This window comes from Flagellimonas iocasae (genome assembly GCF_042682725.1).
In the GTDB taxonomy this organism is placed as follows: domain Bacteria; phylum Bacteroidota; class Bacteroidia; order Flavobacteriales; family Flavobacteriaceae; genus Flagellimonas; species Flagellimonas iocasae.
This window is the reverse complement of record NZ_JBHUHU010000003.1, coordinates 642361-665925: the sequence shown is the minus strand read 5'-3', so window position 1 is coordinate 665925 and position 23565 is coordinate 642361. Positions and strand designations below refer to the sequence as shown.

The 23565-nt window shown below is 41.3% G+C and carries 19 protein-coding genes and 1 tRNA gene; 6 read left to right on the top strand and 14 right to left on the bottom strand.

Translation table 11 applies throughout. The annotated features are described in order from the left end of the window. Positions 1 to 7: 7 nt before the first annotated feature. The 9 genes from ACFSJE_RS10255 to ACFSJE_RS10215 form a co-directional block, all read right to left on the bottom strand. A complete protein-coding gene (locus ACFSJE_RS10255; protein ID WP_379830880.1) occupies positions 8 to 496 on the bottom strand; it encodes a GDYXXLXY domain-containing protein in 489 nt (162 codons plus the stop codon). Continuing rightward, on the bottom strand, positions 483 to 1559 hold the full coding sequence (locus ACFSJE_RS10250; RefSeq protein ID WP_379830879.1) for a DUF4401 domain-containing protein: 1077 nt from the start codon (positions 1557 to 1559) through the stop codon (positions 483 to 485). Before ACFSJE_RS10250 ends, ACFSJE_RS10255 begins: the two co-directional genes overlap by 14 nt. Continuing rightward, positions 1547 to 2497 carry a DUF2157 domain-containing protein gene (locus ACFSJE_RS10245; RefSeq protein WP_379830878.1) on the bottom strand — a complete coding sequence of 317 codons (951 nt, stop codon included), beginning with the start codon at positions 2495 to 2497 and terminating at the stop codon, positions 1547 to 1549. Before ACFSJE_RS10245 ends, ACFSJE_RS10250 begins: the two co-directional genes overlap by 13 nt. A 114-nt stretch (positions 2498 to 2611) precedes the next feature. Then, a complete protein-coding gene (locus ACFSJE_RS10240) occupies positions 2612 to 3571 on the bottom strand; it encodes a hypothetical protein (protein ID WP_379830877.1) in 960 nt (319 codons plus the stop codon). 86 nt (positions 3572 to 3657) lie between these two features. Then, entirely contained in the window at positions 3658 to 5289 is a 1632-nt protein-coding gene (locus ACFSJE_RS10235; protein ID WP_379830876.1) for a S41 family peptidase, read from the bottom strand. Next, a complete protein-coding gene (gene rnpA, locus ACFSJE_RS10230) occupies positions 5273 to 6079 on the bottom strand; it encodes a ribonuclease P protein component (protein WP_379830875.1) in 807 nt (268 codons plus the stop codon). Before rnpA ends, ACFSJE_RS10235 begins: the two co-directional genes overlap by 17 nt. 130 nt (positions 6080 to 6209) lie before the next feature. Beyond that, positions 6210 to 8060 carry a M1 family metallopeptidase gene (locus ACFSJE_RS10225; RefSeq protein WP_379830874.1) on the bottom strand — a complete coding sequence of 617 codons (1851 nt, stop codon included), beginning with the start codon at positions 8058 to 8060 and terminating at the stop codon, positions 6210 to 6212. Between the two features lie 3 nt (positions 8061 to 8063). Then, positions 8064 to 9716: a S8 family peptidase gene (locus ACFSJE_RS10220; RefSeq protein WP_379830873.1), complete on the bottom strand. Its 1653-nt coding sequence runs from the start codon at positions 9714 to 9716 to the stop codon at positions 8064 to 8066. Positions 9717 to 9743: 27 nt separating this feature from the next. Further along, positions 9744 to 10610 carry an MBL fold metallo-hydrolase gene (locus ACFSJE_RS10215; protein ID WP_379830872.1) on the bottom strand — a complete coding sequence of 289 codons (867 nt, stop codon included), beginning with the start codon at positions 10608 to 10610 and terminating at the stop codon, positions 9744 to 9746. Between the two features lie 199 nt (positions 10611 to 10809). On the opposite strand from ACFSJE_RS10215, the gene ACFSJE_RS10210 reads away from it, so the two are divergent. Beyond that, complete coding sequence (locus ACFSJE_RS10210) at positions 10810 to 12648, top strand: cation:proton antiporter (protein ID WP_379830871.1); 1839 nt, start codon at positions 10810 to 10812, stop codon at positions 12646 to 12648. A gap of 101 nt (positions 12649 to 12749) precedes the next feature. Then, positions 12750 to 13445, top strand: coding sequence for a hypothetical protein (locus ACFSJE_RS10205; protein WP_379830870.1), 696 nt, complete (start codon positions 12750 to 12752; stop codon positions 13443 to 13445). Positions 13446 to 13450: 5 nt separating this feature from the next. Here the strand turns inward: ACFSJE_RS10205 and lepA are convergent, their stop codons facing one another. Continuing rightward, the gene (gene lepA, locus ACFSJE_RS10200; protein WP_379830869.1) at positions 13451 to 15247 is read right to left on the bottom strand and encodes a translation elongation factor 4; all 1797 of its coding nucleotides are present in this window, start codon (positions 15245 to 15247) and stop codon (positions 13451 to 13453) included. 147 nt (positions 15248 to 15394) lie between these two features. On the opposite strand from lepA, the gene ACFSJE_RS10195 reads away from it, so the two are divergent. Both ACFSJE_RS10195 and dusB read left to right on the top strand, forming a co-directional pair. After that, positions 15395 to 17815, top strand: coding sequence for an outer membrane beta-barrel protein (locus tag ACFSJE_RS10195; RefSeq protein WP_379830868.1), 2421 nt, complete (start codon positions 15395 to 15397; stop codon positions 17813 to 17815). 51 nt (positions 17816 to 17866) lie between these two features. Further along, entirely contained in the window at positions 17867 to 18859 is a 993-nt protein-coding gene (gene dusB, locus ACFSJE_RS10190; protein WP_379830867.1) for a tRNA dihydrouridine synthase DusB, read from the top strand. On the opposite strand, the gene ACFSJE_RS10185 is transcribed toward dusB, so the two are convergent. Both ACFSJE_RS10185 and rbfA read right to left on the bottom strand, forming a co-directional pair. Further along, positions 18856 to 20067 carry an ABC transporter permease gene (locus ACFSJE_RS10185; protein WP_379830866.1) on the bottom strand — a complete coding sequence of 404 codons (1212 nt, stop codon included), beginning with the start codon at positions 20065 to 20067 and terminating at the stop codon, positions 18856 to 18858. The genes dusB and ACFSJE_RS10185 overlap by 4 nt on opposite strands. A gap of 2 nt (positions 20068 to 20069) precedes the next feature. After that, on the bottom strand, positions 20070 to 20465 hold the full coding sequence (gene rbfA, locus ACFSJE_RS10180; RefSeq protein ID WP_379830865.1) for a 30S ribosome-binding factor RbfA: 396 nt from the start codon (positions 20463 to 20465) through the stop codon (positions 20070 to 20072). 102 nt (positions 20466 to 20567) lie between these two features. Here rbfA and mce point away from each other — a divergent pair, with 102 nt between their 5' ends. Together mce and ACFSJE_RS10170 are read left to right on the top strand one after the other, a co-directional pair. Further along, positions 20568 to 20975: a methylmalonyl-CoA epimerase gene (gene mce / locus ACFSJE_RS10175; protein WP_379830864.1), complete on the top strand. Its 408-nt coding sequence runs from the start codon at positions 20568 to 20570 to the stop codon at positions 20973 to 20975. Positions 20976 to 21033: 58 nt separating this feature from the next. Continuing rightward, positions 21034 to 21107, top strand: a tRNA-Ile gene (locus ACFSJE_RS10170). A 189-nt stretch (positions 21108 to 21296) separates the two neighbouring features. Here ACFSJE_RS10170 and ACFSJE_RS10165 read toward each other — a convergent pair. Both ACFSJE_RS10165 and ACFSJE_RS10160 read right to left on the bottom strand, forming a co-directional pair. Next, positions 21297 to 22478, bottom strand: a complete 1182-nt coding sequence (locus ACFSJE_RS10165; RefSeq protein WP_379830863.1) for a DUF3644 domain-containing protein — start codon at positions 22476 to 22478, stop codon at positions 21297 to 21299. Between the two features lie 79 nt (positions 22479 to 22557). After that, the gene (locus ACFSJE_RS10160; protein ID WP_379830862.1) at positions 22558 to 23289 is read right to left on the bottom strand and encodes a hypothetical protein; all 732 of its coding nucleotides are present in this window, start codon (positions 23287 to 23289) and stop codon (positions 22558 to 22560) included. Positions 23290 to 23565: the final 276 nt, after the last annotated feature.

The window sequence follows — 23565 nt, the reverse complement described above, 5'->3', positions numbered from 1 at the left end:
AATAGGGTTATTCTATCTTTTTTCGGTTGGCATCATAAAGCCCAATTAAAACGCTGTTTCCGTTTTCATCCACTTTTACACCGCCGTATTTGGCTTCGGCATACTTTTCCCCTTCCCCCTCTTGAAAGAAATACGATTCGGCACCAATCTGTATGGAGTTCCATTTTCCCACGCGGTATTTAATGAGAAATTCACCATTGTTTTTTGGAGTGGTCTCTTTTTGATAACGACTACCCTGTGCTACACCTTCTAAGTCCAAAGTCAACACACAATAGCCTCGTTTGGGAACTTCAATTTCAAATACTTCATCGGAAATCCGATAGTTCAATTGCATGTAGTCTCCCTGCATCAACGAGCGGGGATCAACCGGGGCCAGTTCCAATAAAATTAGTTGTCCATCTGCCATGATGTTCTCCTTCTGCACAACGGAATAATTGAAAATTCCGAGAAAAAGGATAAGATTTAGGAGAATGATGGGCCCTCTATACTTTTTCATCGGATTTTAGCTTTTTGTATAGGAAAACATAGAATAGCAGAAACACCAATCCTGAAGAAAACAGAATGATGGATTTGGTCAACAAGGTATACGAAAGGTCATAGTAATATTGAATCACAAAATAGATCAGTGCTAAAATCCCGATGGATAACCCTGTTTTGTAATTGACCTTAAAGCTCAGTAAAACAATGAGCAATGCCCCCGAAATGGCCGGAGCAAACAATGTAGGCAGCAGGGTAAGCGCACTCAAAAGATATACCCACAGTTTGGTTTTGGAGGACTCCACCTTAAATTCTTTCAAGAGCAGATAGACCACATAGATCAATATAAGGATGAGTACCATTGATGAGGTCCAATAATAGCTTTTGGATAAAGAGAAAAGGCCATTTTTAGAGGTGCCCACAAGGCCAAACAATAATGAAAACACCAAAGCAATACGTAACGGGTCGTATAGTTTTACCAATCTAAAATCTGAAGTAATTATGCTGGATTCATTAAGAAAAACATAGGTCAGCGCCAAGGCATGTAGATTGATGTACAAATGAATCAAACTGTACGCATCGGTAGTAATGATCAAAGTCAATATACTTCCACTGATAATCAATAGCGCCAAGAAGGATAAAACGGAGTTTCGCACCACAAACAAACTACAAAGGGCTACGGCCATGACCAGAAACGTGATAACATTCTCATGAATTTCAAACATGAAGAGTCCGAAAATGAACAGGGCCATACCCAACACAAAAAGTGATATGCCCATGGTGTCCAGTAGCAACGCATCAAACTTTTTAGTAATAAAAAGAGAAACTATGATTAGACCAATGCCAATAAATAGAATGGTAGCTTCAGATTCAATTAGTCCGAAAAGCAACAAGAAACTCAAAAAGGCAATGGAAGCCAATATTCCGCCAAAAATGGAGAGCACTTTTATGATAAAGCTCGAATTTTCCCCATCTCTTTTTTCATACTCACTGAGAATGGCTTTTTCATCATACACAAAGGAATCCCCTTCCGAGGATTTAATGTTTTCCAAGTGTTGTTGTATGTGTTCTAGTTTGCCCATTTCTTTTGATAGTTCAGTAAAATCTTAATTAACAAGGTGATGCTGGTCACAATGAAAATGCCAATGGCAAATAGCATGCTGGCTTCGTTTGAAAAATCCAATAGTGCAGCACAAAGAATAATGATGACACTAAATGGAATAATGGAAATGTAAAACAGACTTCTAGTCTTTAATCCATACCAAATACCAACACCGTAAAACAGCATTGTCATAAGGAACAACACCAAAAAAGAGGGTTCAGGGCTATCAAAAATGCCCGTTGAAAGACCAATTGTGGAAATTGTGACCGCGGCAAGGGCAACGACCTGTATAAACCATGAGGGAAAAGGGGCCATTTTAAGCGGTTTCGGAATTAAAATGAAACCCATCAATAAAAGAACGTTCATGGCAAAAAGTAGGCAAAACAAGAACAATTCGGACCACTCATGTGCGACTTGTTCAGCATAGAAAAAAAGAGATAGGTTGAGTAGGGTGACGAAAAGTATCCAAAGTGCTGCAAAGTTGGAAAATAGCACCCAAATGGTGACAAAAAGCGTCCATCCCAAGAAAAAATCATAAGCATCCGCCCCTGTTTGATACACCTGTCCAAAAACCGCATTTAGGGCCCCGACCATGAGGGACGCAGCCAAAAGCAGCATCTTCTTGATTAAAGGTTTGGTTTTGACGAAAACTGCAGTTAAAATCAATGAAACAATAAGGAACTCAATCAAACCTAATTTCACAAACTTGTGAAGGTCGGCCCAATTATAGGCAAAGAAAAAGATAACCCCTGCCGCCGTAAAGGAGACGCCCAATGCCAACAGTAAAAGTTTTAGAAAACGTTGCCAAGAAGAAACATCATTATAACTATGCTCCTCCAACATTTTTCGGACACAGGGTTCTGACCAATTGCTGTGGTCGCAGATTATATGAATGTCTTCACGGTCTATTTTGGCCATGTTGGTTGTTGAACTTTAGGAAAGATACCAAAATTGAAAGATTCCCAAGTCCTAAATTGACGTAGCACACTTTTCAGTTCATCAAATTGGAGTTTCAAAAATCGAAGTTGGTTGTTAAAAAATATCTTGGCAAAATGATACAATAAAGAAGATTGAAAAAATAAGAAGGACAAACAAGAATAGACCCCTTATATGGTTGGAAAAACTTTGTTCCTGAAGATTTTCTGCCAAGCGGGATATGGAAGGGTTATTCGGCAAGTACAAAACTTCCAGTTCATTAATGTCAGGTAGGTTTATGATTTCAAGTTTACCCACAAGTTTTTCATCGCTACCCTCATGGATTTGTCCCGTTTGGTCCAAAAAGGTATAGTTGAACTCAACCATTGGGTTATCATTGATTAGAACTCCGGTGTCCGAATAGGATTTTATAGTGGCCATAGTACCGAGTCCGTAGTACAATAGGTCCCAATTTTGCGATTTGGACTCCTTGGTTGACAGCAGACCTAATTTTTTAAAAAGAAAATAGAGAAAAACCAAAGTCAAGCTTATTATGAAAAAGGTTTCAGTGGTTTTAGAATCTGAGGAAAATAAATTTTCATAATATTCTGGAGATAAGGACACTCTAGAAATGGCCTCACCCATTAAAAAATAACACCCAGCTACGTAAGCTATGGTCAAAAGGCTCCCAAGCAGCAAGAAGCCTAAAGAAACTTGGGACTTTTGCGCCCTTAATGTGTATGGCTCGTTGGGCTTCTTGGCTGGGTCAAGGATAATGCGAACACTACCGTCTTTTTTGAATCGGTTTAATTGAGGGCTTTTATCCCAAAGGCGTATGCTCCGATGTATGGGATATCCCGAAAAATTTTCAAATAAAAGTTGCAACTCCAATAATGGGGCTTTTCCTTCTTTCAGTTTTTTAACGGATAGTATGGTTGCCTCTTTGGAAGGCCCCGACGGGTTATTTTGTTCTTTCCATTGACAAAACGGTCTAAAAAAGCAACGACAAATTAACTTAATGAGCCAAAAAATCAGAATTAGGCCAATTAAAGAGAGGGTAAGAATGGAGTAGACCATGAACGCTATTTTTAGAAAAAATAACGAACAGAAGCTATGTTTTGTCCTACAATTTGACGGTTACCGCTTGCGAGTTGATGAACAGGCTATTTCAATATTTCGTTGTATTTGGAAGAATCATCCAAAAGCGCTGTTGCAGCCAGAATGGCATCATCATGGTTCAGATAGTATTTATAGAGTCCCTCACGATAAAAGTAGCGGGTGATGATTTCATCTTCCAACCCTTTTTTGAGCTCTTCCTTATAAGTGTCCAAGGCATTGATTTTCCCTCTGTTCACAGCCAAAAGCAAGTCCTTGTATTTTTCTTGGACCTCTGAACCCAGTAGGGATTCATCGCCATTGATGGATTGTTCCAACAACTCTTCGGTCTTGGTCTGAAAGGTAAAGTTTTGCTCTTTGGCGTAGTTTTTAAATGCGGTGTAATCGGCATCGGAAAAAGCAAAATCATCCAAATTGGAAAAATTATGATCGTAATAGAAGTCGGTGGCAAAATCAAAAACAATGTTGTTCTCCTGAAGGGAGTTAATGAGGGAATTTGTCTTTAGGGAATTAATGACCACATCGGGCATTACACCGCCCCCATCCCAAACTTTACGGCCATTTTTGGTGGTGAACTCGTGGAAATTGGTATTGCGCACTGCATTTCCCTGCTCATCCCTGTTCCAATAATCCAACGATTGAATACAGCGCCCTGAAGGCGTGTAATATCTTGATATTGTGACTTTTAACTGTGTTCCATACGTGAGTTTCAACGGGCGCTGTACAAGTCCTTTTCCGAAACTTCTGGCCCCCATCACCACCGCACGATCCAAATCTTGCAATCCTCCTGAAACTATTTCACTGGCGGAAGCGCTTTTTCCATCGACCAAAACCACAAGCGGAATGTCCAAATCCTCAGGTTGATTTTTTGTCCGGTATTCTTGGTTGAATTTTTTGACTTTGGATTTTGTGGTGACAATCAATTCACCTTTGGGGACGAATAAATTGGTCACATTAATGGCTTCAGAAAGAAGCCCCCCAGGATTACCCCGAAGGTCGAGAACCAGTTTTTTTGCGCCTTTGCCTTTCAGGTCCTGGATAGCAGATTTGGTCTGATCGGAAGCTTTTTGGTTAAAACGGGAAAGCACAATGTATCCCGTGGTTTCGTCAATCATATCATAAAAAGGAACCGCATCCACTTCCACACCTTCACGGGTGATATTAGCCGTCTTGGTTTGCCCTTGACGAACAAAGGTAACATTGACCGAAGTGTTGTTGGCACCTTTCAAAAGCTCACCGGCATCGTCATCAAAATCGGCTACGTTGGTTTCACCAATTTTAATGATTTCATCGCCTGCTTTTAATCCGGCTTTATCGGCAGCGTAGCCTTTGTAGGGCTCTACAATGAGCAGTTTGCTTTCGTAGGAACGCACTAAGGCACCTATCCCGGAATATTCACCTGCATTGTTGATTTTATAGGCTTCTACATCTTGCTCATTTAAAAAACGGGTATAGGGGTCGAGCTCGTCCAACATACTTTTTATGGCAGAATCCATAAGTTCGGCCGGATTGGTCTCGTCCACGTAGTTCATGTTCAACTCCTTGAAAAGCGTAGTGAAGATTTCAATCTGCTTTGCGATTTCAAAAAAATCGCTCTTTAAACTAAAACTACTTGCCCCAATTAAAATGGCTACTGCCAAGACGGGAACTATTACCTTTTTTTTAATCAATTTTTTCATGGGATTCTCTTTTTAGAAAGTCTTCCATTAGCCGTTGCATGGCACTTTCTATGTCAGCATAACCGGGCATCTTACTACCAAGGTATAAAAATAAGAACGCAAAGTTGCCCTCTATGTTGTTAAAAATAAGGGGTTTGTTGTTGCGGTAGGCCTCTCGCAAAAGACGCTTTATTCGATTGCGGTCAACAGCACTTTTGAACTTTTTCTTGGGCGCCACAACGCCGACCTTGAATTTGGCACCATCATTAAAATCTGTGTTGAGATAAATTAATTTCAGGGGAAAATGCTGAACACTTTTACCTTCATTAAAAAGGGCCTCGAACAATGGTTTGCTCTTAAGTTTTTCCTTTTTTGGGAAGCTGTTTGTGGCGTTGTCCCCTTGAGGGGACCTTAGGGGTGTTTTACCCTGGGTAGGGGTAGATTTATCTTGATATAGTTTGTCCACTGCTTCTTGTAAAATCAACAAAACACTATATATGTTGTTTTTTATTTCTTCGTTTGAAAATCGTAGTACCTGTACTCCAAATTTCTCCAAAAGACCCTGTCTACATGCATCTTCATCATAAATATACTCATGGGATTTTCCATCAATTTCAATGGCCAGTTTCAATTCGTGACAGTAAAAATCGACAATATATTCCAACAACGGAACTTGCCTGTGAAATTGAACCCCCAATGCCCGTTGTTTTATTTTCTGCCATAGCAGCACTTCAGGCAATGTGCTATTGTTCCTAAGCTGTCGTGCAAATTCCTTGAGCTTGGGATTATATGGAATGATTTTATTTTTCACAGGGCATCGCTAAGATGATTTCCCCAAAAGGGAAATAGACTGCGCCAAATTAATCAAATATAACGTTACACCCCTAAGGTCCCCTCAAGGGGACATTACTTTCAAAGAATAGTTTTGAAAGTTTAGATGCCTATTGATTGGGTTGATACACATTGTTTTCTGCATCCACATCGGCCATAAGCTGGGAGGGATCAATTACAATGGCTTTTACATTTTCAATGGGCATGTCTATGGTAAACTCATAGGTAGGATATGCCCAAGGCCAATCGTTCAATACCGTTCTTTCCAAAGCGGGGTAGGGATTCGCCTTTTCCCCGAACATCATTCGCAACGGAATATAATATGTTTCTTGGGTACCATCTGCACCAACGACCAAAAGGTCTAAAGGCATGGGCATTTCGCCAATTCGCTGCATGGTGACCTTGGTTTTGCCATTTTCGGCAACTACATCTTGAATGCCGTAATCAACGGTATTGGTGGTTTTGGTCCAATCGGTTAAGTACCAATCCAACTGAAACCCGGAAACCTTTTCTGCGGTACGAATTACATCATTGGGCACAGGGTGTTTGAACTTAAAATCATCAAAATAGGTTCGGATGGTCTCCATCAACTTATCCTGCCCGATGACATACCCCAATTGCGACAAAAAGATAGATCCTTTGTTGTAGGCAGAAATGCCGTAAGCAAAGTTTGTGGTATATCGGTCTGCATGGGTAGCTTGTGGCATTTCAAGACCAGAATTCACCAAGGCATAATAGCCTCTATAGGTGCTTTCAAATGGGTTTTGAAGGTCCTGCTCCATGATTTCATTCATGCACAGGCTACTGATAAAAGTTGTAAAACCTTCATCCATCCATTCATGCTCAGATTCATTGGTGGCTAAAATGTGTTGGAACCACGAGTGTGCCATTTCATGGGCCATTACACCTACCAAACTTCCTAACTCACGGTTTCCAGTGACCAAGGTGCTCATGGCATATTCCATACCGCCATCGCCGCCCTGTACAACAGAGTATTGGTCATAGGGGTACTTCCCAATATTTTTACTGAAAAACCGCATGGCGGCTTCTGTTTTTGGTTGTAATTTTTTCCAGTTCTCAATGATTTCTGGATTGTTTTTGTAATAAAAATGAAGTGTTGGCCCGTCGGACATTTTTACGGTATCGTGAATGTACTCAGGGTCCGCCGCCCACATAAAATCGTGCACATTTGGGGCCACAAAATGCCATGTAAGGGTTTTGCCCTTGGTTTTAACTTTTGTTCCGGGAGTTTCGTAACCATGACCAATCTCGTCAGGGTTCTGAAGGTATCCCGTACCACCCACGGTATATGTTTTGTCCAAGGTTAGTTTTACATCAAAATTTCCCCAAACGCCATGAAATTCACGGGCGATATAAGGTGTAGGATGCCATCCTTCAAAATCATATTCGGAAAGTTTTGGGTACCATTGACTCATGGAAAGCGCCACGCCTTCACTACTATTTCTTCCAGAACGACGAATTTGCAAGGGAACCTGACCTTTAAAGGTCATTTCCAAGGTGGTTTTTCCGCCAGCGGGAATGGGTTTAGCCAAATCCACCACAAGGATGGTACCTTTTTCGGTAAAGGAAACCGCTTGCCCGTCTTGGGTAAGTGTCTCCGCATGCAGATAACCCATTTCACTTTCGGACAGAGTTGAAATTCTACTTACTCCGTTTTCCATCATCCGGCCATCTGGATCTTTGATGTTCTGTAACCGAATGTCCATTTCACTGCCGGGCTGAAAGGCATTGTAATACAAATGGTAAAAAACTCGATTCAAAACATCGGGTGAATTATTGGTATAGACCAACTTTTGGGTTCCAGTATATTGATAGGTTTTTACATCCATATCAACATCCATGGTATAATCCACATGTTGTTGCCAATAACCAGTATTCTGGGCAGATAATAGGGCCACCCCCGAAATTGCCGTAAAAAAGAATGATAGTAAACGCTTCATATATTATTTTGAATTGCTGTCCAAGGTCATTTTACCTTTAGAAATATTATCCGCTAAAAGTAGCGCATTAAAGGCATTGACCATTTTTCCTGATTTTGAGATTTTATCAAAGGTAGTTGCTTTGGTTTCATCACCCGCAACAATAACAGATGCTTTGGAATATAATCCAGATTGCATGATGATGCTTTTAACCTGTGCGGCGGTCAAATCTGGATAGTACGACCGAACCAAGGCCGAAACACCTGCAACTGCTGGAGCGGCCATTGAGGTTCCACCTTGAAATTCATAGCTATTTTCAGGCATGGTGGAGTAGATTTGGTCCCCAGGCGCAAAAACATCCACGTTTTGTTTTCCATAGTTGGAAAATGTGGCGACCATATCAGAACCATAACTGCTGGTCAATGCACCGACGGTTATGAGATTATCCACAAACTCAGAGCTCTGGCCTAATTTGGCATCGTTGGGATAATTTGGATTTTCTGGGTCGTCTAAGTCATTGCCATCGTTTCCAGCGGCATGAATGATCAACACATCCTTGGAAGCCGCATATTGAATGGCATCATAGACCCACTCCGCTTCGGGCGAAAAAGCCTTTCCAAAGCTGCAGTTAATGACTTTTGCGCCATTATCCACTGCATATCGAATTCCCAAGGCGATGTCCTTATCGTATTCATCACCGTTGGGCACGGCACGAACGCTCATGATTTCCACATTTTGAGCAACGCCGTTCATTCCGATGCCGTTGTCCCGTTCAGCAGCAATAATTCCTGCCACATGGGTTCCATGACTTTCAGATTCAACTTGATTTTTAGGATTTCCATTCCCGTAGGGAACATCAGTAATATCATAAGGGTCATCACCCACCGGGGTTCTTCCATTGAAATCCTTGTTGAGGTTATAATTGGCCTGATCGGTAAAATAGGTAATACCTTCATTGAGTTCGTCCAGCACACTCGGAATATCATCACCATAGGTGAACATTTGTGTAAGAACCGCAACGCTTTGTTCCATAACAGCGGTTTTGGGCTCAATGGACTTTAAATCTTCCTTGGTATAGGTTTCCTTGCCCAATTCTTCTTTAACCGCAGCATCAGCACCTTTCACCACTTGATAGATTTGCTCGTATTGCTGTTTATTTTGAAGCGCCTCAGGATATTCCTTGTCCAACAACAGTCGCGCTTGGGCCCTTTCGGAAGCATCACCAATGTTAAGACGCAGCATTCTCACATACTCTAATTGCTCATTATAGGAATCACCCAAAAAGTTGTACCCGTGAATATCATCCACATAACCATTGCCATCATCATCTTTTCCATTATTTGGAATTTCCCCTTTGTTGGTCCAGAGTACTCCCTTCAAATCCTCATGTTCCAAGTCAATTCCAGAATCGACAACGGCAACAATGACGGTTTTTCCTTTTTTGTTTTTGATGATTTCCTTGTAGGCTTTGTCAACGCTCATTCCAGGAATAGTATCCGTGATGAGGTCGGCGTGCCCCCAACTTTTTTTCTCAACTTCGGTAAGGTCGCTAACCTTGAGTGGGACGGTGTCAATATTTTCCACAGGGGTGGAAACCAATGAAGTGGCTCCACAGCCCATCAGGAACAGTGAAGCGGAAAGTGATAGGAAAGCTAATTTTCTATATGTGCGATTCATAAAATGTAATGTATAGTATGTAAAACTTTATTGCGTGTTGAATATTTCGTTAAAAGAGAATGTTTCATCCATGCGAACCCCTTTCTCTGTTTGTTTTAGGGTACACAGTTCGTTGTGGGCATCGTGCTCAAAGAACAGAAGCCAGTTGTTATCAGCCGCGTTGGATAGGAATGCTTCCTTTTCCTCCATGGTCAATAAAGGTCTGGTATCATATCCCATCACATAAGGCAATGGAATATGCCCAACCGTAGGAATCAAATCGGCCACAAAAACCACGGTTTTGCCTTTATACGTTAAATGTGGAAGCATTTGTTTGTCCGTATGTCCATTCACAAAATGAATTCCAAAATCCAATTCGGAATCTGTTATGAAAGAATCACCATTCTGTTCCACAAAATAAAGCTGCCCACTTTCTTGCATGGGCAACAGGTTTTCCTTTAAAAATGAAGCTTTTTCCCGTGGATTGGGTCTGGTGGCCCACTCCCAATGGTCCGTATTGGTCCAAAACTTGGCATTTTTAAAAGCGGGCTCGTAGCCTGTGCGGTCTTTGTTCCATTGAATGCTTCCACCACAGTGATCAAAATGGAGGTGGGTTAAAAAAACATCCGTGATATCATCCCGCTGAAATCCAAGCTGCTCCAGTGAACCATCCAAAGAGTGATTACCCCACAGATAGTAGTAACTAAAAAACTTTTCCGACTGTTTGTTGCCTAGACCGTTATCGACCAAAATAAGTCGGTCTCCGTCCTCAATCAAGAGACATCTGGCGCCCAAATCAATCATATTGTTGGCATCGGCTGGATTGGTTCTGTTCCAAATGGATTTTGGAACGACCCCAAACATAGCGCCGCCGTCCAACTTAAAATTACCAGTCTCTACAGGATAAATTGTCATTTAGAAAGCAAATGGCATGCAAAATAAGAAAAGCACAATGCAAATGGCTAAAAAATAGGAATTTATTGGCCGTATTTTAACAATATTGACCATCGGAAACTTTTTGGAGAGCCTCAGTGTCGCACTCCTTACAAACTCTATGTTTTTGGATTGGGGACAATCTAAAAGAAAAACTGTAAATTTCAACAAAACTTGAAGAATGCTGGAACTTGCGGGAATAATCATTCTTGGCATTATTGCACAATGGGTTGCGTGGCGCTTTAAATTGCCGGCCATTTTACCATTAATATTGATTGGACTTTTGGTGGGTCCGATTTCCACGTTGTACACCGATGATGGTTTAAAACTTATTGAGCCCATTTGGAATGGCGAGAAAGGACTTTTCCCCGGCGAAGGACTCTATTATTTTGTGTCCCTGGCCATTAGCGTGATTCTATTTGAAGGGGGACTTACCTTAAAACGCGCTGAAATATCAAACGTTGGTCCCGTAATCACAAAATTGATTACCATCGGTACTGTTGTCACATTTTTTGGGGCAGGAGTGGCGGCACATTATATTTTTGGACTCTCATGGCAGATATCGTTCCTCTTTTCTGGGTTGATTATCGTCACAGGCCCAACGGTAATCACACCCATTTTGCGAAATATTCCCCTTAAAAAGGACGTCTCCACAGTTTTAAAGTGGGAAGGGATCCTTATTGACCCCATTGGTGCATTGGTGGCCGTATTGGTGTTTGAGTTCATCAGTGTTGGGGAAGGGCATACCTATACCCAAACGGCATTGATTGAATTTGGTAAGATTTTACTTTTTGGAACTACCTTCGGGTTCACATTCGCCCATGCTCTGGCCTTTGCCATAAAACGGGACTTGATTCCACATTACCTTTTGAACGTGGTCTCGCTTTCCGCCGTCCTTTTGGTTTATGTGGAGTCGGACATCTTCGCACATGAATCCGGACTTTTGGCCGTAGTGGTCATGGGAATGGTTTTGGGGAACATGAGTTTGCCCAACATCAAGGAACTGCTGTATTTTAAGGAATCGTTGAGCGTATTGTTGATTTCCATCCTCTTTATTCTTCTGGCGGCAAACATCAACATTAGCGATATGGAGTTGATCTATAACTGGGACACCGTGGCTCTTTTTGCTGTTATCGTGTTCATTATTAGGCCATTGGGCGTATTTTTGAGTGCTCATGGTTCCAATTTAAAGTTCAACGAAAAGCTGTTTATTGGATGGGTGGGTCCGCGAGGTATTGTGGCAGCTGGTATTGCCTCACTCTTTGGTTCTAAATTGATTTTAAGAGGTGAACCAGGGGCAGAGTACATTACCCCATTGGTGTTTATGATTGTGCTGGGAACGGTGCTTCTGAATGCAACCACAGCTCGAATTTTCGCAAAATTGGTAGGGGTCTTCTTGAAGAAATCAGAAGGAATATTGATTATTGGTGCGTCCAAACTTTCGCGTTTGATTGCCAACTATTTACGAAAGAACAACAGGCATGTGGTGTTGATTGATAACAACCAAACCAATGTGGAAAAAGCCAAAAAATTGGGGCTGGAAGCGATTACCGCGAACATTTTTTCTGATTCCCTTACAGATAACATCGAACTTAATGATATGGGCTATCTGATGGCACTGACGGGGAACTCGGACATCAACAAATTCGCCATCAACAAGTTTCAAAAACAGTTTGGGGAAAATGGAGCCTTTCGTTTAGTGAATACCGAGGAAGTCAATGACCCGGACAACAACCCCAAAGAAGGACTATTTTCACATTCAGATGACTTTATTAAACTTATGGATACCGTCCGTAAGTTTCCGGCCATCCATGAGATTGACCTAGAAAATAAAGAACATTACGACAAACTCATCGACATCACCCAAGAGGAAAGCGATATTATTCCACTTTTCACCAAATCGCCGAATGGCAGTATTGAAATCATTCCGGCCAACAGCAAGGATTTTGAGCCGAAGGGCGAAGGATACAAGCTTGTTTATTTGGGAAAACGGATTGCCGTGGAGAAGGAGACTTCCTAAATCGTTTACCTATTCATCAATTGAATTTGGGCAATGGTCAATTTACAATGCCCCAAAAAACTCACAACTCATACTTTTAGTGAATACCAACTCAGTATCCTATGAGAACCTGTTCCCTTGTCACTGTTTCGGGTGTGATTTTCGCATCCCTCCAATTTAAGAATAGGCTTATACATTTCCGAACAAAAGAATTTTCAGGTTCATTTTTTGAAATCCGTAGACTTGCTTTGATTTTTTTTCTGTTTTTGTCTTTTTCATTTGGATTTACCCAAGAGTTTGAGAAAACAGAAGAATTTTATATTGATGGAATCACTGCGCAACAAATGGAGAAAATCCGATCCGGAGCGTATGGAGATGACGAACCAAGCACTTTGACGATTTCCTTACGAAACAAATATGGCAAGGTTATAGATAAGCAAAAAATTTACGACATGGAACTGTTTTTTGGAACAGAAATAGTTCAACTGTCGGACCCAGGCCTACTAAATGTTGATAAAGTCGTTCGTTTACAAATGACACACGTAGTATGTTGTTCCGATTATAAATCCCAATATTACATATTTAGGAATGATGGCGAAGTGATAAAGTTACCTGCATTAATAGGATCCCATTGCGCTCTTGAAGACCCCTTGGAGGAATATATTTTTCCAAATCAAAAATTTGGACAGCCCGATAAGATAATTCACGCCATTTCCAATCGAGGCCGTGATGGAGAAACGATAAAAACGGTGGGAATAGAGGCAGTTAACCAATATAATTGGGCCGGAAGTTCCGTTGAAAAAGATGAAAAAAGGTGAGGGCGCTAGTCGTTCAGTTTAAGTACAGCCATAAACGCTTGTTGAGGAATTTCCACATTGCCCACTTGGCGCATACGCTTTTTACCCTTTTTCTGCTTTTCAAGCAGTTTTCGCTTACGCGAAATATCCCCACCGTAACATTTGGCCGTTACATCTTTACGCAGAGCTTTGATGGTTTCACGCGAAATGACCTTGGAGCCTATCGCAGCTTGAATAGGAATATCAAACTGTTGTCTGGGGATGAGCTCCTTCAATTTTTCGCACATTCGCTTTCCAATGTTGTGTGCATTATCAAAATGGACCAATGCGGATAAAGCGTCGACGGGCTGGGCATTTAAAAGTATATCCACTCGGACCAGTTTGGATACTCGCATTCCTATTGGCGAATAGTCAAAAGAGGCGTATCCTTTTGAAATGGTTTTCAATCGGTCGTAAAAATCAAAAACGATTTCAGCCAAGGGCATATCGAAGATAAGTTCAACGCGCTCCGTGGTCAAATACGTCTGGTTCACAATTTGCCCTCGCTTGTCAATACAAAGTGACATTACGTTCCCCACAAAATCTGATTTGGTAATGATGGTAGCCTTGATATAAGGTTCTTCCACGCGGTCCAGAGTGGAAGGGTCTGGTAAATCAGAAGGGTTGTTGACTATAACAGGAGTTTCCGTATCCTTTGTGGTAAAGGCATGGTAGCTAACGTTGGGTACCGTAGTGATTACCGTCATGTCGAACTCACGCTCCAAACGTTCTTGGATGATTTCCATATGGAGCATTCCCAAAAACCCACAACGGAACCCAAAGCCCAAAGCGGCACTACTTTCTGGAGTAAAAACCAGTGAAGCATCGTTAAGTTGCAATTTTTCCATGGAAGAACGGAGTTCTTCAAAATCCTCGGTATCCACAGGATAAATTCCTGCGAAAACCATTGGTTTTACATATTCAAATCCTTCAATGGCATTCTTGGTGGGATTGATGGCGTCGGTAATGGTGTCCCCAACCTTCACTTCTCGGGCATCTTTGATTCCAGTGATCAAATAGCCTACATCGCCTGCAGAAATCTTGTTTTTTGGAACCTGACTTAATTTTAAAGTACCGACTTCGTCGGCTTCATAGGATTTACCTGTGGCAACGAATTTTATCTTTTGTCCTTTTTTGATTTCGCCATTGATGACCCTAAAATAGGTTTCCACACCTCGGAATGGATTGTAGACCGAATCAAAAACCAAGGCCTGCAATGGTTCGTTTGAGTTTCCTTTTGGAGCAGGAATACGCTCAATAATGGCAGTTAGGATATCTTGAATACCAATTCCTGTTTTGGCACTGGCGGGAATTACTTCTTCAGGTCTGCAACCCAAAAGGTCCACGATATCGTCAGTAACTTCTTCTGGGTTGGCACTGGGCAAATCCACTTTGTTGAGTACAGGGATGATTTCCAAATCGTTTTCCAAGGCCAAATAAAGGTTGGAAATGGTCTGAGCCTGAATACTTTGTGCGGCATCCACAACCAAAAGTGCTCCTTCACAGGCAGCAATGGAACGGGACACTTCATACGAAAAGTCCACGTGGCCGGGAGTGTCAATCAAATTAAGGACATAAGTTTCCCCCTCGTGCACATACTCCATTTGAATGGCATGGCTCTTTATGGTGATTCCACGTTCGCGTTCCAAGTCCATGTTGTCCAACAACTGATCTTGTTTTTCTCGCTCGGTAACCGAACCCGTAAAATCCAATAATCGATCAGCCAACGTACTTTTTCCGTGGTCTATGTGCGCAATGATGCAAAAATTCCTAATCTTCTCCATATCAACAGTTGGTCAACAAAAGTGGCCTGCTTAGCAACTGCAAATATAATTGTTTTAACTACCTGCGAAGGGTTTTTTGTAAATAAGAAAAAGGGGCTGATCCGCTCTAAAATATTTTCTTAGATTTGATGTTCAACCCCAACTTAAATGAAAAACCTCACCTATATTGTTTTATTGGTGTTTTTTATGGTCAACCACCTGAGTGGTCAGACCTTTCAGATTACGGGAAAGGTTGTAGATGAACAAAACCAGGTGATTCCTTTCGCCAATATACTCTTGTTACAGGCGTCCGATACCACCTTCGTAAAGGGGACCTCTGCGGATGACAATGGTTTTTTTGTACTCTCCGAAGTTGAACCGGACCTCTATCTTTTGCAGGCCAGCTACGTAGGGAGGGGTTCTGAGCCCAGAGCTTTGGATATTGCCACGAACGTATCTCTTGGAGCGTTGATCATTCCGCTTGAGACCAATGAACTGGACGAGGTGGTGGTTACTGCACAGCGCCCAAAACTTCAAAGACTTCCAGACAGACTGGTCTTTTCGGTTGAAAATACGATTGTTTCCCAGGGAACGTCATGGGATATTCTTAGAAGCACGCCAGGGGTCATAGTTAATGATGACCGACTGCTTGTACGGGGCGAAAGCGCACGGGTCTATTTGAACGGAAGAGCCGTTCAATTGTCAGGTCAAGAAGTGCAAGATTTATTGCAGGGACTTTCCGGGGTAAACATAAAATCGGTTGAGGTAATGATCAATCCACCGGCACAATATGATGCTGAGGGTGGCCCCATTCTTAATATCATCACGAGCAAGAATATTATCCCGGGATATAAGGGTAGCGTTAACGGAACCTACACCCAAGCGGTCTTTCCTAAATTCAATTTAGGGACAAGCCATTATTACAAAACGGACAAGCTCCACTTATTTGCCAACTACACCATCAATCCGAAAAAGGAATTACGAAAAACGGAAAAGGGCATCAATTTTATGGATGATACCAATTCGGTTTTTTCTCGCTGGGATACACAATATAACCAAGTCACAAGAACCCAATCGCATTCTGGAAGCCTTATCCTCGACTATGATTTTGATGACAGGAACAGCATCAATGTGACTTCCAACTTAATGTTCAATCCCAATCAGGAGCAGCAAACCCGATTGAGTAACGACATGCGCACTGGCCAATTTCAGTTGGATTCCACCTTCACCACTGTGAACAACACCACAATGGACAATACCAATTTGGCTTTTGACCTTAGCTATGTCCACAAACTGAAAAAACCCGGGGCTCGATTGAGTTTCAACGGTCATTACACTTATTTTGATGGGGGCTCTTTTCAGAATTTAGCTTCTGACTATTTTGATTCCAATGGCAGTTTTTTGCGGGATTTTGGTTTTGATTCAGACGCACAACAGGATATTCAGATTTACACTGGGCAAGTAGATTTTTCAACACCGATGGGAAATGCTTCCATCGAAACTGGAGCAAAGATTTCCTCTATTACCTCGGAGAGCAACGTGGACTTTTTCAACTTTAACGGCTCCAGCAATACGGTTGACACATCCCTTTCTGATGACTATACCTATGATGAAAGTGTGTATGCGGCGTATTTCAGCTTTGTGAAGAACTGGGATAAATGGTCCATGAAGTTGGGATTACGGGGTGAGCTTACCGAAGCTGAAGGAGTCTCTTTGACCTTAAACGAGATCAATACCCAAGACTTTTTTGAGCCTTTTCCCTCCTTGTATTTACTCTATTCGCCATCGGACAAGCATAGCTTTTCCTTTGATTATGGTAGAAATGTGGACCGACCTAAATACAACGACCTTAATCCTTTCCGGTTTTTCTTCAATGAGAACGATTACGAAGAGGGGAATCCTCGGTTGAGGCCAAGTTTCAGCAACAATTTCAACCTGAACTATACCCTGAACAGTGAGTATTTCTTCGATTTGTATTACCGCGACAATGGCAGCAATATTGCCTACTTGGTCTTTCAGGACAATGATAATCAAACCTTAGTGGAGCTCAAACAAAATGTGTTGGAAAGCAAGTCTTATGGGCTGGACTTTACGTTGAGCAAGACCATTTTGCCCTCTTGGTTTGTGTATGCCTACACTTCGTTATTTCATGAGGAAGAGACCTTTTTGGCCGTGGAGAGTGGCGATGTGGAGTTCACCAATAAGGTTGACGGAGTCTATGGTTATTTGGCCAATTATCTAACACTTTCCAAAGATGGTAGTCTTACCGGCGAAGTCACCATGACCTACATCTCCAACTTTTTATATGGGTCCTATATTTCCGATGAGCAGCTGAACCTAACTCTTGGCCTTCGTAAATCGTTGTTCAATAACAGGGCTGTAATTTCCATTGCGGCTGAAGATCTGTTGGAAAGATGGGTGGCCACCTATCGTTCTGACTATCTGAATCAGGACAACTTTTATCGAAGACGGGCGGAATACCAATTTATTCGGGTAGGCTTTACCTATAACTTTGGAAACTTTAGATTGGAAGACAACCAACGGGCCATCGAGAAAAAAGAACGAAATCGATTGGAAAGGGAAGAGTAATGCCTTGATTTTCGGGTATTTTGTATTTTTGCAGTCCAAAAAACAAAAGAATTGCCAAAAATTGGAAACATAGAACTACCAGAATTTCCGTTGTTGCTAGCACCAATGGAAGATGTGAGTGATCCTCCCTTTCGCGCTTTGTGCAAGGAACAGGGGGCAGATGTGGTGTATACAGAGTTTATTTCTTCCGAAGGATTGATTAGGGATGCCGCCAAAAGTGTCATTAAATTGGACATTTATGAAAAGGAGCGTCCCGTTGGTATTCAAATTTTTGGAGCGGAGCTGGATTCCATGCTTCAAGCCGTGGACATCGTTGAAAAATCCAATCCGGATATCATCGACATCAATTTTGGCTGTCCTGTAAAAAAGGTGGTATGCAAGAACGCCGGAGCCGGAATTTTACGAGATATTCCTTTGATGGTAAAATTGACCGAGGAAATCGTAAAGCGGACCAAACTTCCTGTGACTGTTAAAACCCGACTGGGCTGGGATTCCGATTCCATTAAAATTGTTGAGGTTGCGGAGCGGCTGCAAGATGTGGGGATTGAAGCCATTTCAATCCACGGACGCACCCGAGTACAGATGTACAAGGGCGAAGCCGATTGGAGTCCTATCGCTGAAGTAAAGAACAACCAAAGAATGCGCATTCCGGTATTTGGCAATGGTGATGTGGACACTCCCGAAGCCGCTGTAAAAATGCGCGATGAATACGGCCTGGATGGCGCCATGATAGGTAGAGCAAGTATTGGCTACCCTTGGTTCTTTAAAGAGGTGAAGCATTATTTTAAAACAGGTGAGCATTTGGCACCCCCCACCATGGAAGAACGGGTAGATGCTGCCCGAAGGCATTTGCAGATGTCCATTGATTGGAAGGGTGAAAAGCTAGGGGTTTTTGAGACCCGAAGACACTACACCAATTACTTTAAGGGCATTCCCCACTTTAAGGATTATCGTATGAAAATGGTGACCAGTGATGATTCCGCAGATGTTTTTGCTGCTTTTGACGAAGTGTTGGAAAAGTTTGGCGATTTCCAATTTGCCTAATCCATTATCAGTTTTTTGGTAATTCGGCTGCTCGCAATTTTGGACGAGATAAAGCCCAAAACCACAATGGTGGCCAATACCAATAACACATTCATAAGGTTGTATTCCACCGGATATGCTAAGGAAGGTGTGATTTTCAACCAACTGAACGCCAATTGGGAAGCAATCAGCAAGGAACCGATCAAAACGCCGATAAGTCCACCCAACGAAGTCACCAAAAGCCCTTGGATAAAATAAATTCGTCGCAATTCTTTCAACGTTGTGCCCAGACTGAACAGTGTTTTGGAATTCTGTTGCTTGTCCAAAATCATCATGATGATAGCTCCGACCACATTAAAAAGGGCAATGATCAATACTAAAGTAAATATGAGATACGTGGCCAAATTCTCAGTTTTCAACATGCGGTGGAGTGTGCTATTCTGTTCTTGCCGCGTAAGCACAAAAACTTTATCCCCCAAAATGGTATTGATAGAACTTTTCACTTCATCAACAGACGCTTCGCCATTCAATTTAAAATTGACACCTGAAATTTGTGTGCTATCCCGCTCCAATAATTCTTGAACCAATGGGAGTTGTGCAAACACATATTTTTTATCCAAATTTTCCTCAACGGCATATACCCCACTCAACACCAAAGAAAGTTGGTTATAAGGTTTGGAGGCATTAAGACCCTGCGGAGCTAGGGATCCCTTGCCAGGCTTGGGCACCAAAACAGTCATGGGATTTCGGTAATTGTCAATGGGAACGCCGAGCTGATTGTATATACCAATTCCCATGACGCCGTTATATTCCATCTCACCCCAATTGCCAAAGTAGAGGGTACTGTCCACTCCGGTAACTGCTCGGTAATTTTCATCAATACCTTTAATGTAGGCGATGCAACTTTTCTCTTTGAAGGTGAGGTAGGCCCGTTCTTCCAACTCCTTGGAATAATTGACCAAACCGGGAACGTTTTTTAATTCGTTTTCTTCATCAGTTGTGATGGAAAAATATTTTCCCGTAGTGGGTAAAGCTTTTAAATCGGGGTCGAAAGTGTTGGAAAAAGAGAGGCTGAATGTTTTTAATCCGGCGAAGGCCGAAAGCACAATAAACAACGCTGCCGAGCCGATGACAATCACCAAAAAAGTGATGAAATTGATGATGTTTACCGCATTTTGGTTGCTCTTTGAGCGCAGATAACGTTTAGCGATATACAGCGGAAAATTCAAAATCAGGATTTCTTTCGTTTATCAAGCAAGTCCCTATTTTCAATGGGATTTTCTTCGCCTTTGAGTGATTTTTCAATCTTGTCAATATATTCCAAGGAATCGTCCAGATAAAAATTGAGTTCAGGAACGCGTCGCAATTGATGCTTGGTGCGGAAAGCAAGGTCATGCCGAATTGCCACCTGGTTAGCCTTGATGCCATCCAACAATTCTTTGGCATTCTTATTCGGGAAAATGCTCACATACACTTTGGCAATGGACAAATCGGTGGTTACGGAAACCTTTGAAACCGAGATAAGGGTTCCCTTTAGTCCGCCATCCGTGGCCGCTCGTTGCAGGATATCTGCCAAATCTTTCTGAATAATTCCCGCTATTTTCTTCTGCCGTTGTGTTTCCTCCATACTGCAAAAGTAAGCGAAATACTGACTATCCTCATGATATGATACCTTTACACGATATAATTTTGGAAATAGGATCGTATTTTGAACCTAAAAAGCCCAGCCATGGACAAGATTGAACATATTGGTATTGCTGTAAAGGATTTGGAAGTATCGAACAGTTTGTTTGCCAAACTTTTAGGCGTTCAACACTATAAAACAGAAGAGGTGGTTTCAGAAGGGGTAAGGACCTCGTTTTTTAAATCAGGCCCCAATAAAGTGGAATTACTGGCAGCGACCAACCCCGAAAGTCCCATCGCCAAGTTTTTGGAAAAAAAGGGCGAGGGGATTCACCATATTGCTTTTGCGGTAGAAGATATTGTAGCGGAAATCGCCAGATTGAAGGAAGAAGGATTTGTTGTTTTAAACGAAACACCCAAAAAGGGGGCAGATAACAAACTAGTAGCCTTTCTGCACCCAAAGGGAACAAACGGGGTATTGGTAGAGCTTTGTCAGGAAATAAAAGCGGGGTAGCGTCGTTAAAACCTTGCGGTAAAGCAAAATAAACACTAATATTGCATCCGCAAAATCTGGTCCTATAGCTCAGTTGGTTAGAGCACCTGACTCATAATCAGGTGGTCCCTGGTTCGAGCCCAGGTGGGACCACTTCAACAAAGATAAGCCTTTCAAGCAATTGAAAGGTTTTTCTTTTTTATATGGGTACAACATAGGTACAACACTTCAAAAATACTCGTCCCACCTCATAGAAGAAGGCATAACCGTCTTCCTATATGCAAGGAGGTATTGTAATAGCAGCTACAGTTTGTCAACCCCATCTTCGATTAACCATTCACTTTATTTCTTTGTATAGTGCTTGTCTAGTTCCTGCACAATATTCGGGTTGTAAAATTCTTGTTTTACACCAGTCTTCGTTTTCGTATTTAAATAACGAACTCTACAAAATTTTGGATTTTTTTTAAGCTCCTTTAGTAAGCTCCAGAATTGTGGGGTCTGTTTAAAATCAGAGTATCGATTTGTTAAACGTGGCAAGAGATCTTTTCTACACTCCCAAACAAATGTCTTAGTAAAGGCATCGTCCTCATCGACTGTGATTGAGATTGCATCTGGGTCATTAGGATCAATAAGCATCTTGCTCTTAACAAACTTAGTTTCAAGTCTAAGGGAGATGCTGTGAGCTGAGAGTGGATCATGGGGGTGCTCTTTTTCCTTATTCCCGATATATCTTAATAAATTCTGGGTCTGAACCGATTCTGAATTAACCGAATAACTCTTCAACTCATGGGCATGAAAAAACGACATCGGCATCATGTAAAAGTTGTATTTACTTAAATCTCTCTTGAACCAGTCTTTACACATTTCTAAATAACTATGAAGACTTGCCGTACCAACCTCAAGAAGCTTTGTGTTAAGGACAGGGCTATCGTTTCGAAAATGAACGGCATTATCTCTAAGCTCGACCAGAATAAATAAGTTGTCTTTTAAAGTTCGATCCAACTTAACTTTCTTTATGGAGTCTCCAATTGTTATTGTTCTGAAATTTCCTGAGCGCGATTGAATGAAACCTCCTGGGTTGTTCTTGTCGTTTAGGTAGAGTACCTCCATTTGCTCAAGTCCATCTTGTAGAATCTTGGCTTTTAATAAAGACTCCCATGCATTAATCATGAGGATTGAGAATGTCTCTTCCCGGTATTTAAAATCAGGTTTATTGTAAATCTCAATAGCTGCTAAGGCTGCTTGAATACTTTTGTCTACTAGTTGTTCCGAAGGTTTACTGGGCGATGTTCCGGTGGAGTGTTTAACAGGATTTGCGTGACGATATTTGGAACTTACTTTTAGCGCATACTCATCCAGAGAAATTCCAATGGTATGTTGAGCTTTATACATACTATTCGGTTGCTTGAGAATGAACTGCCCGAATTCATTTCTATTGAGCTTAGCACGGAGTGAAGCTCCTAATGGGTAGGTCGAAGCCTTTGCCAATTCTTTATCAGTGAACTCCCTATCTTCTTCTTCCATTTTTTGAAGAAAAGAGAGAGTCAATTTCTGTTTTTGGTTTGGCTTTCTCAACTATTATTGATTTTGTCAGAAATACCTTTTATAAAATAAAAGGGACCCTTTTGTTGACGTTTGGTTTCATTACTTCAAATGCACATGTGAACAATGACATATTAATAATTCCCTTAATTTCTTCTTTCTTATCTATGTCAAAAATTGGGAATATATGAGGTGTGCGTATTACAATTTCCGAAAACATTTTAAACTGCCCATACTTGTTCTTTTTTTCATTTAGATTTTTCTTTGTTGTTTTATCTAAATGGTTTAATTCAATTTTGTAAAACGATCTACTTCTGGTAATTAGCGAGCCTCTACTTTTTGATGGGGGATCTTTTGATTCAGTAAATAAAGGGGATATTTTTGAGGTTTTTAGTTTCTTCAAAAAGCCAGAAAACACGAAGTAGCATTTAACATCTTTCTGAAATTCAAAAATGTTTTGCAGTCTAATCAAATCCCAAAAAATATCTTCCAGTTTAGGCTCTGTGGTTCCTGTCCACTTTGATTCCACAACGTATTTCCATTTTGATTTACTTCCTTTCTCGTGAAGAACAAAGTCAATTTGTAATGGACGACCTACTTTTAGTTTTTTAATTGTAGGATGGTTAATTTCTGTTAGGACCATGCAGTCGGTAATACTATTAAGAATATTACCAATTGGAAAGGATAGGTATTTTTCATTGAAAAGATTACCTCTATCGCAAGAAAACTCATATTCAAGCCATGAAGTTGTGCCCTTACTTAATTTAAATTGAATGTTATCTAATTGACTCATATAGTAGTGTATCCAGTTGGATTTGCACCAACATCTGGAGATTGATTTTAATGCGGCTTAATATTTTAAAAGTCTCCTGTTTTACTAATTAAACTATAGATACTTCATTTAAGTTGCGCTTAATGATTTAGTTTTTGTTTCAGTTGTATTACAGTAAAGATTAGCGTGAATTATGCCAACTTTTATCAGCATATACCGAGCTTAAATGTAAGAAATTTACATAAATCAAGATTTGTGTTCTTAACAATATACGAGAGTAGAGGGGAACACATATCG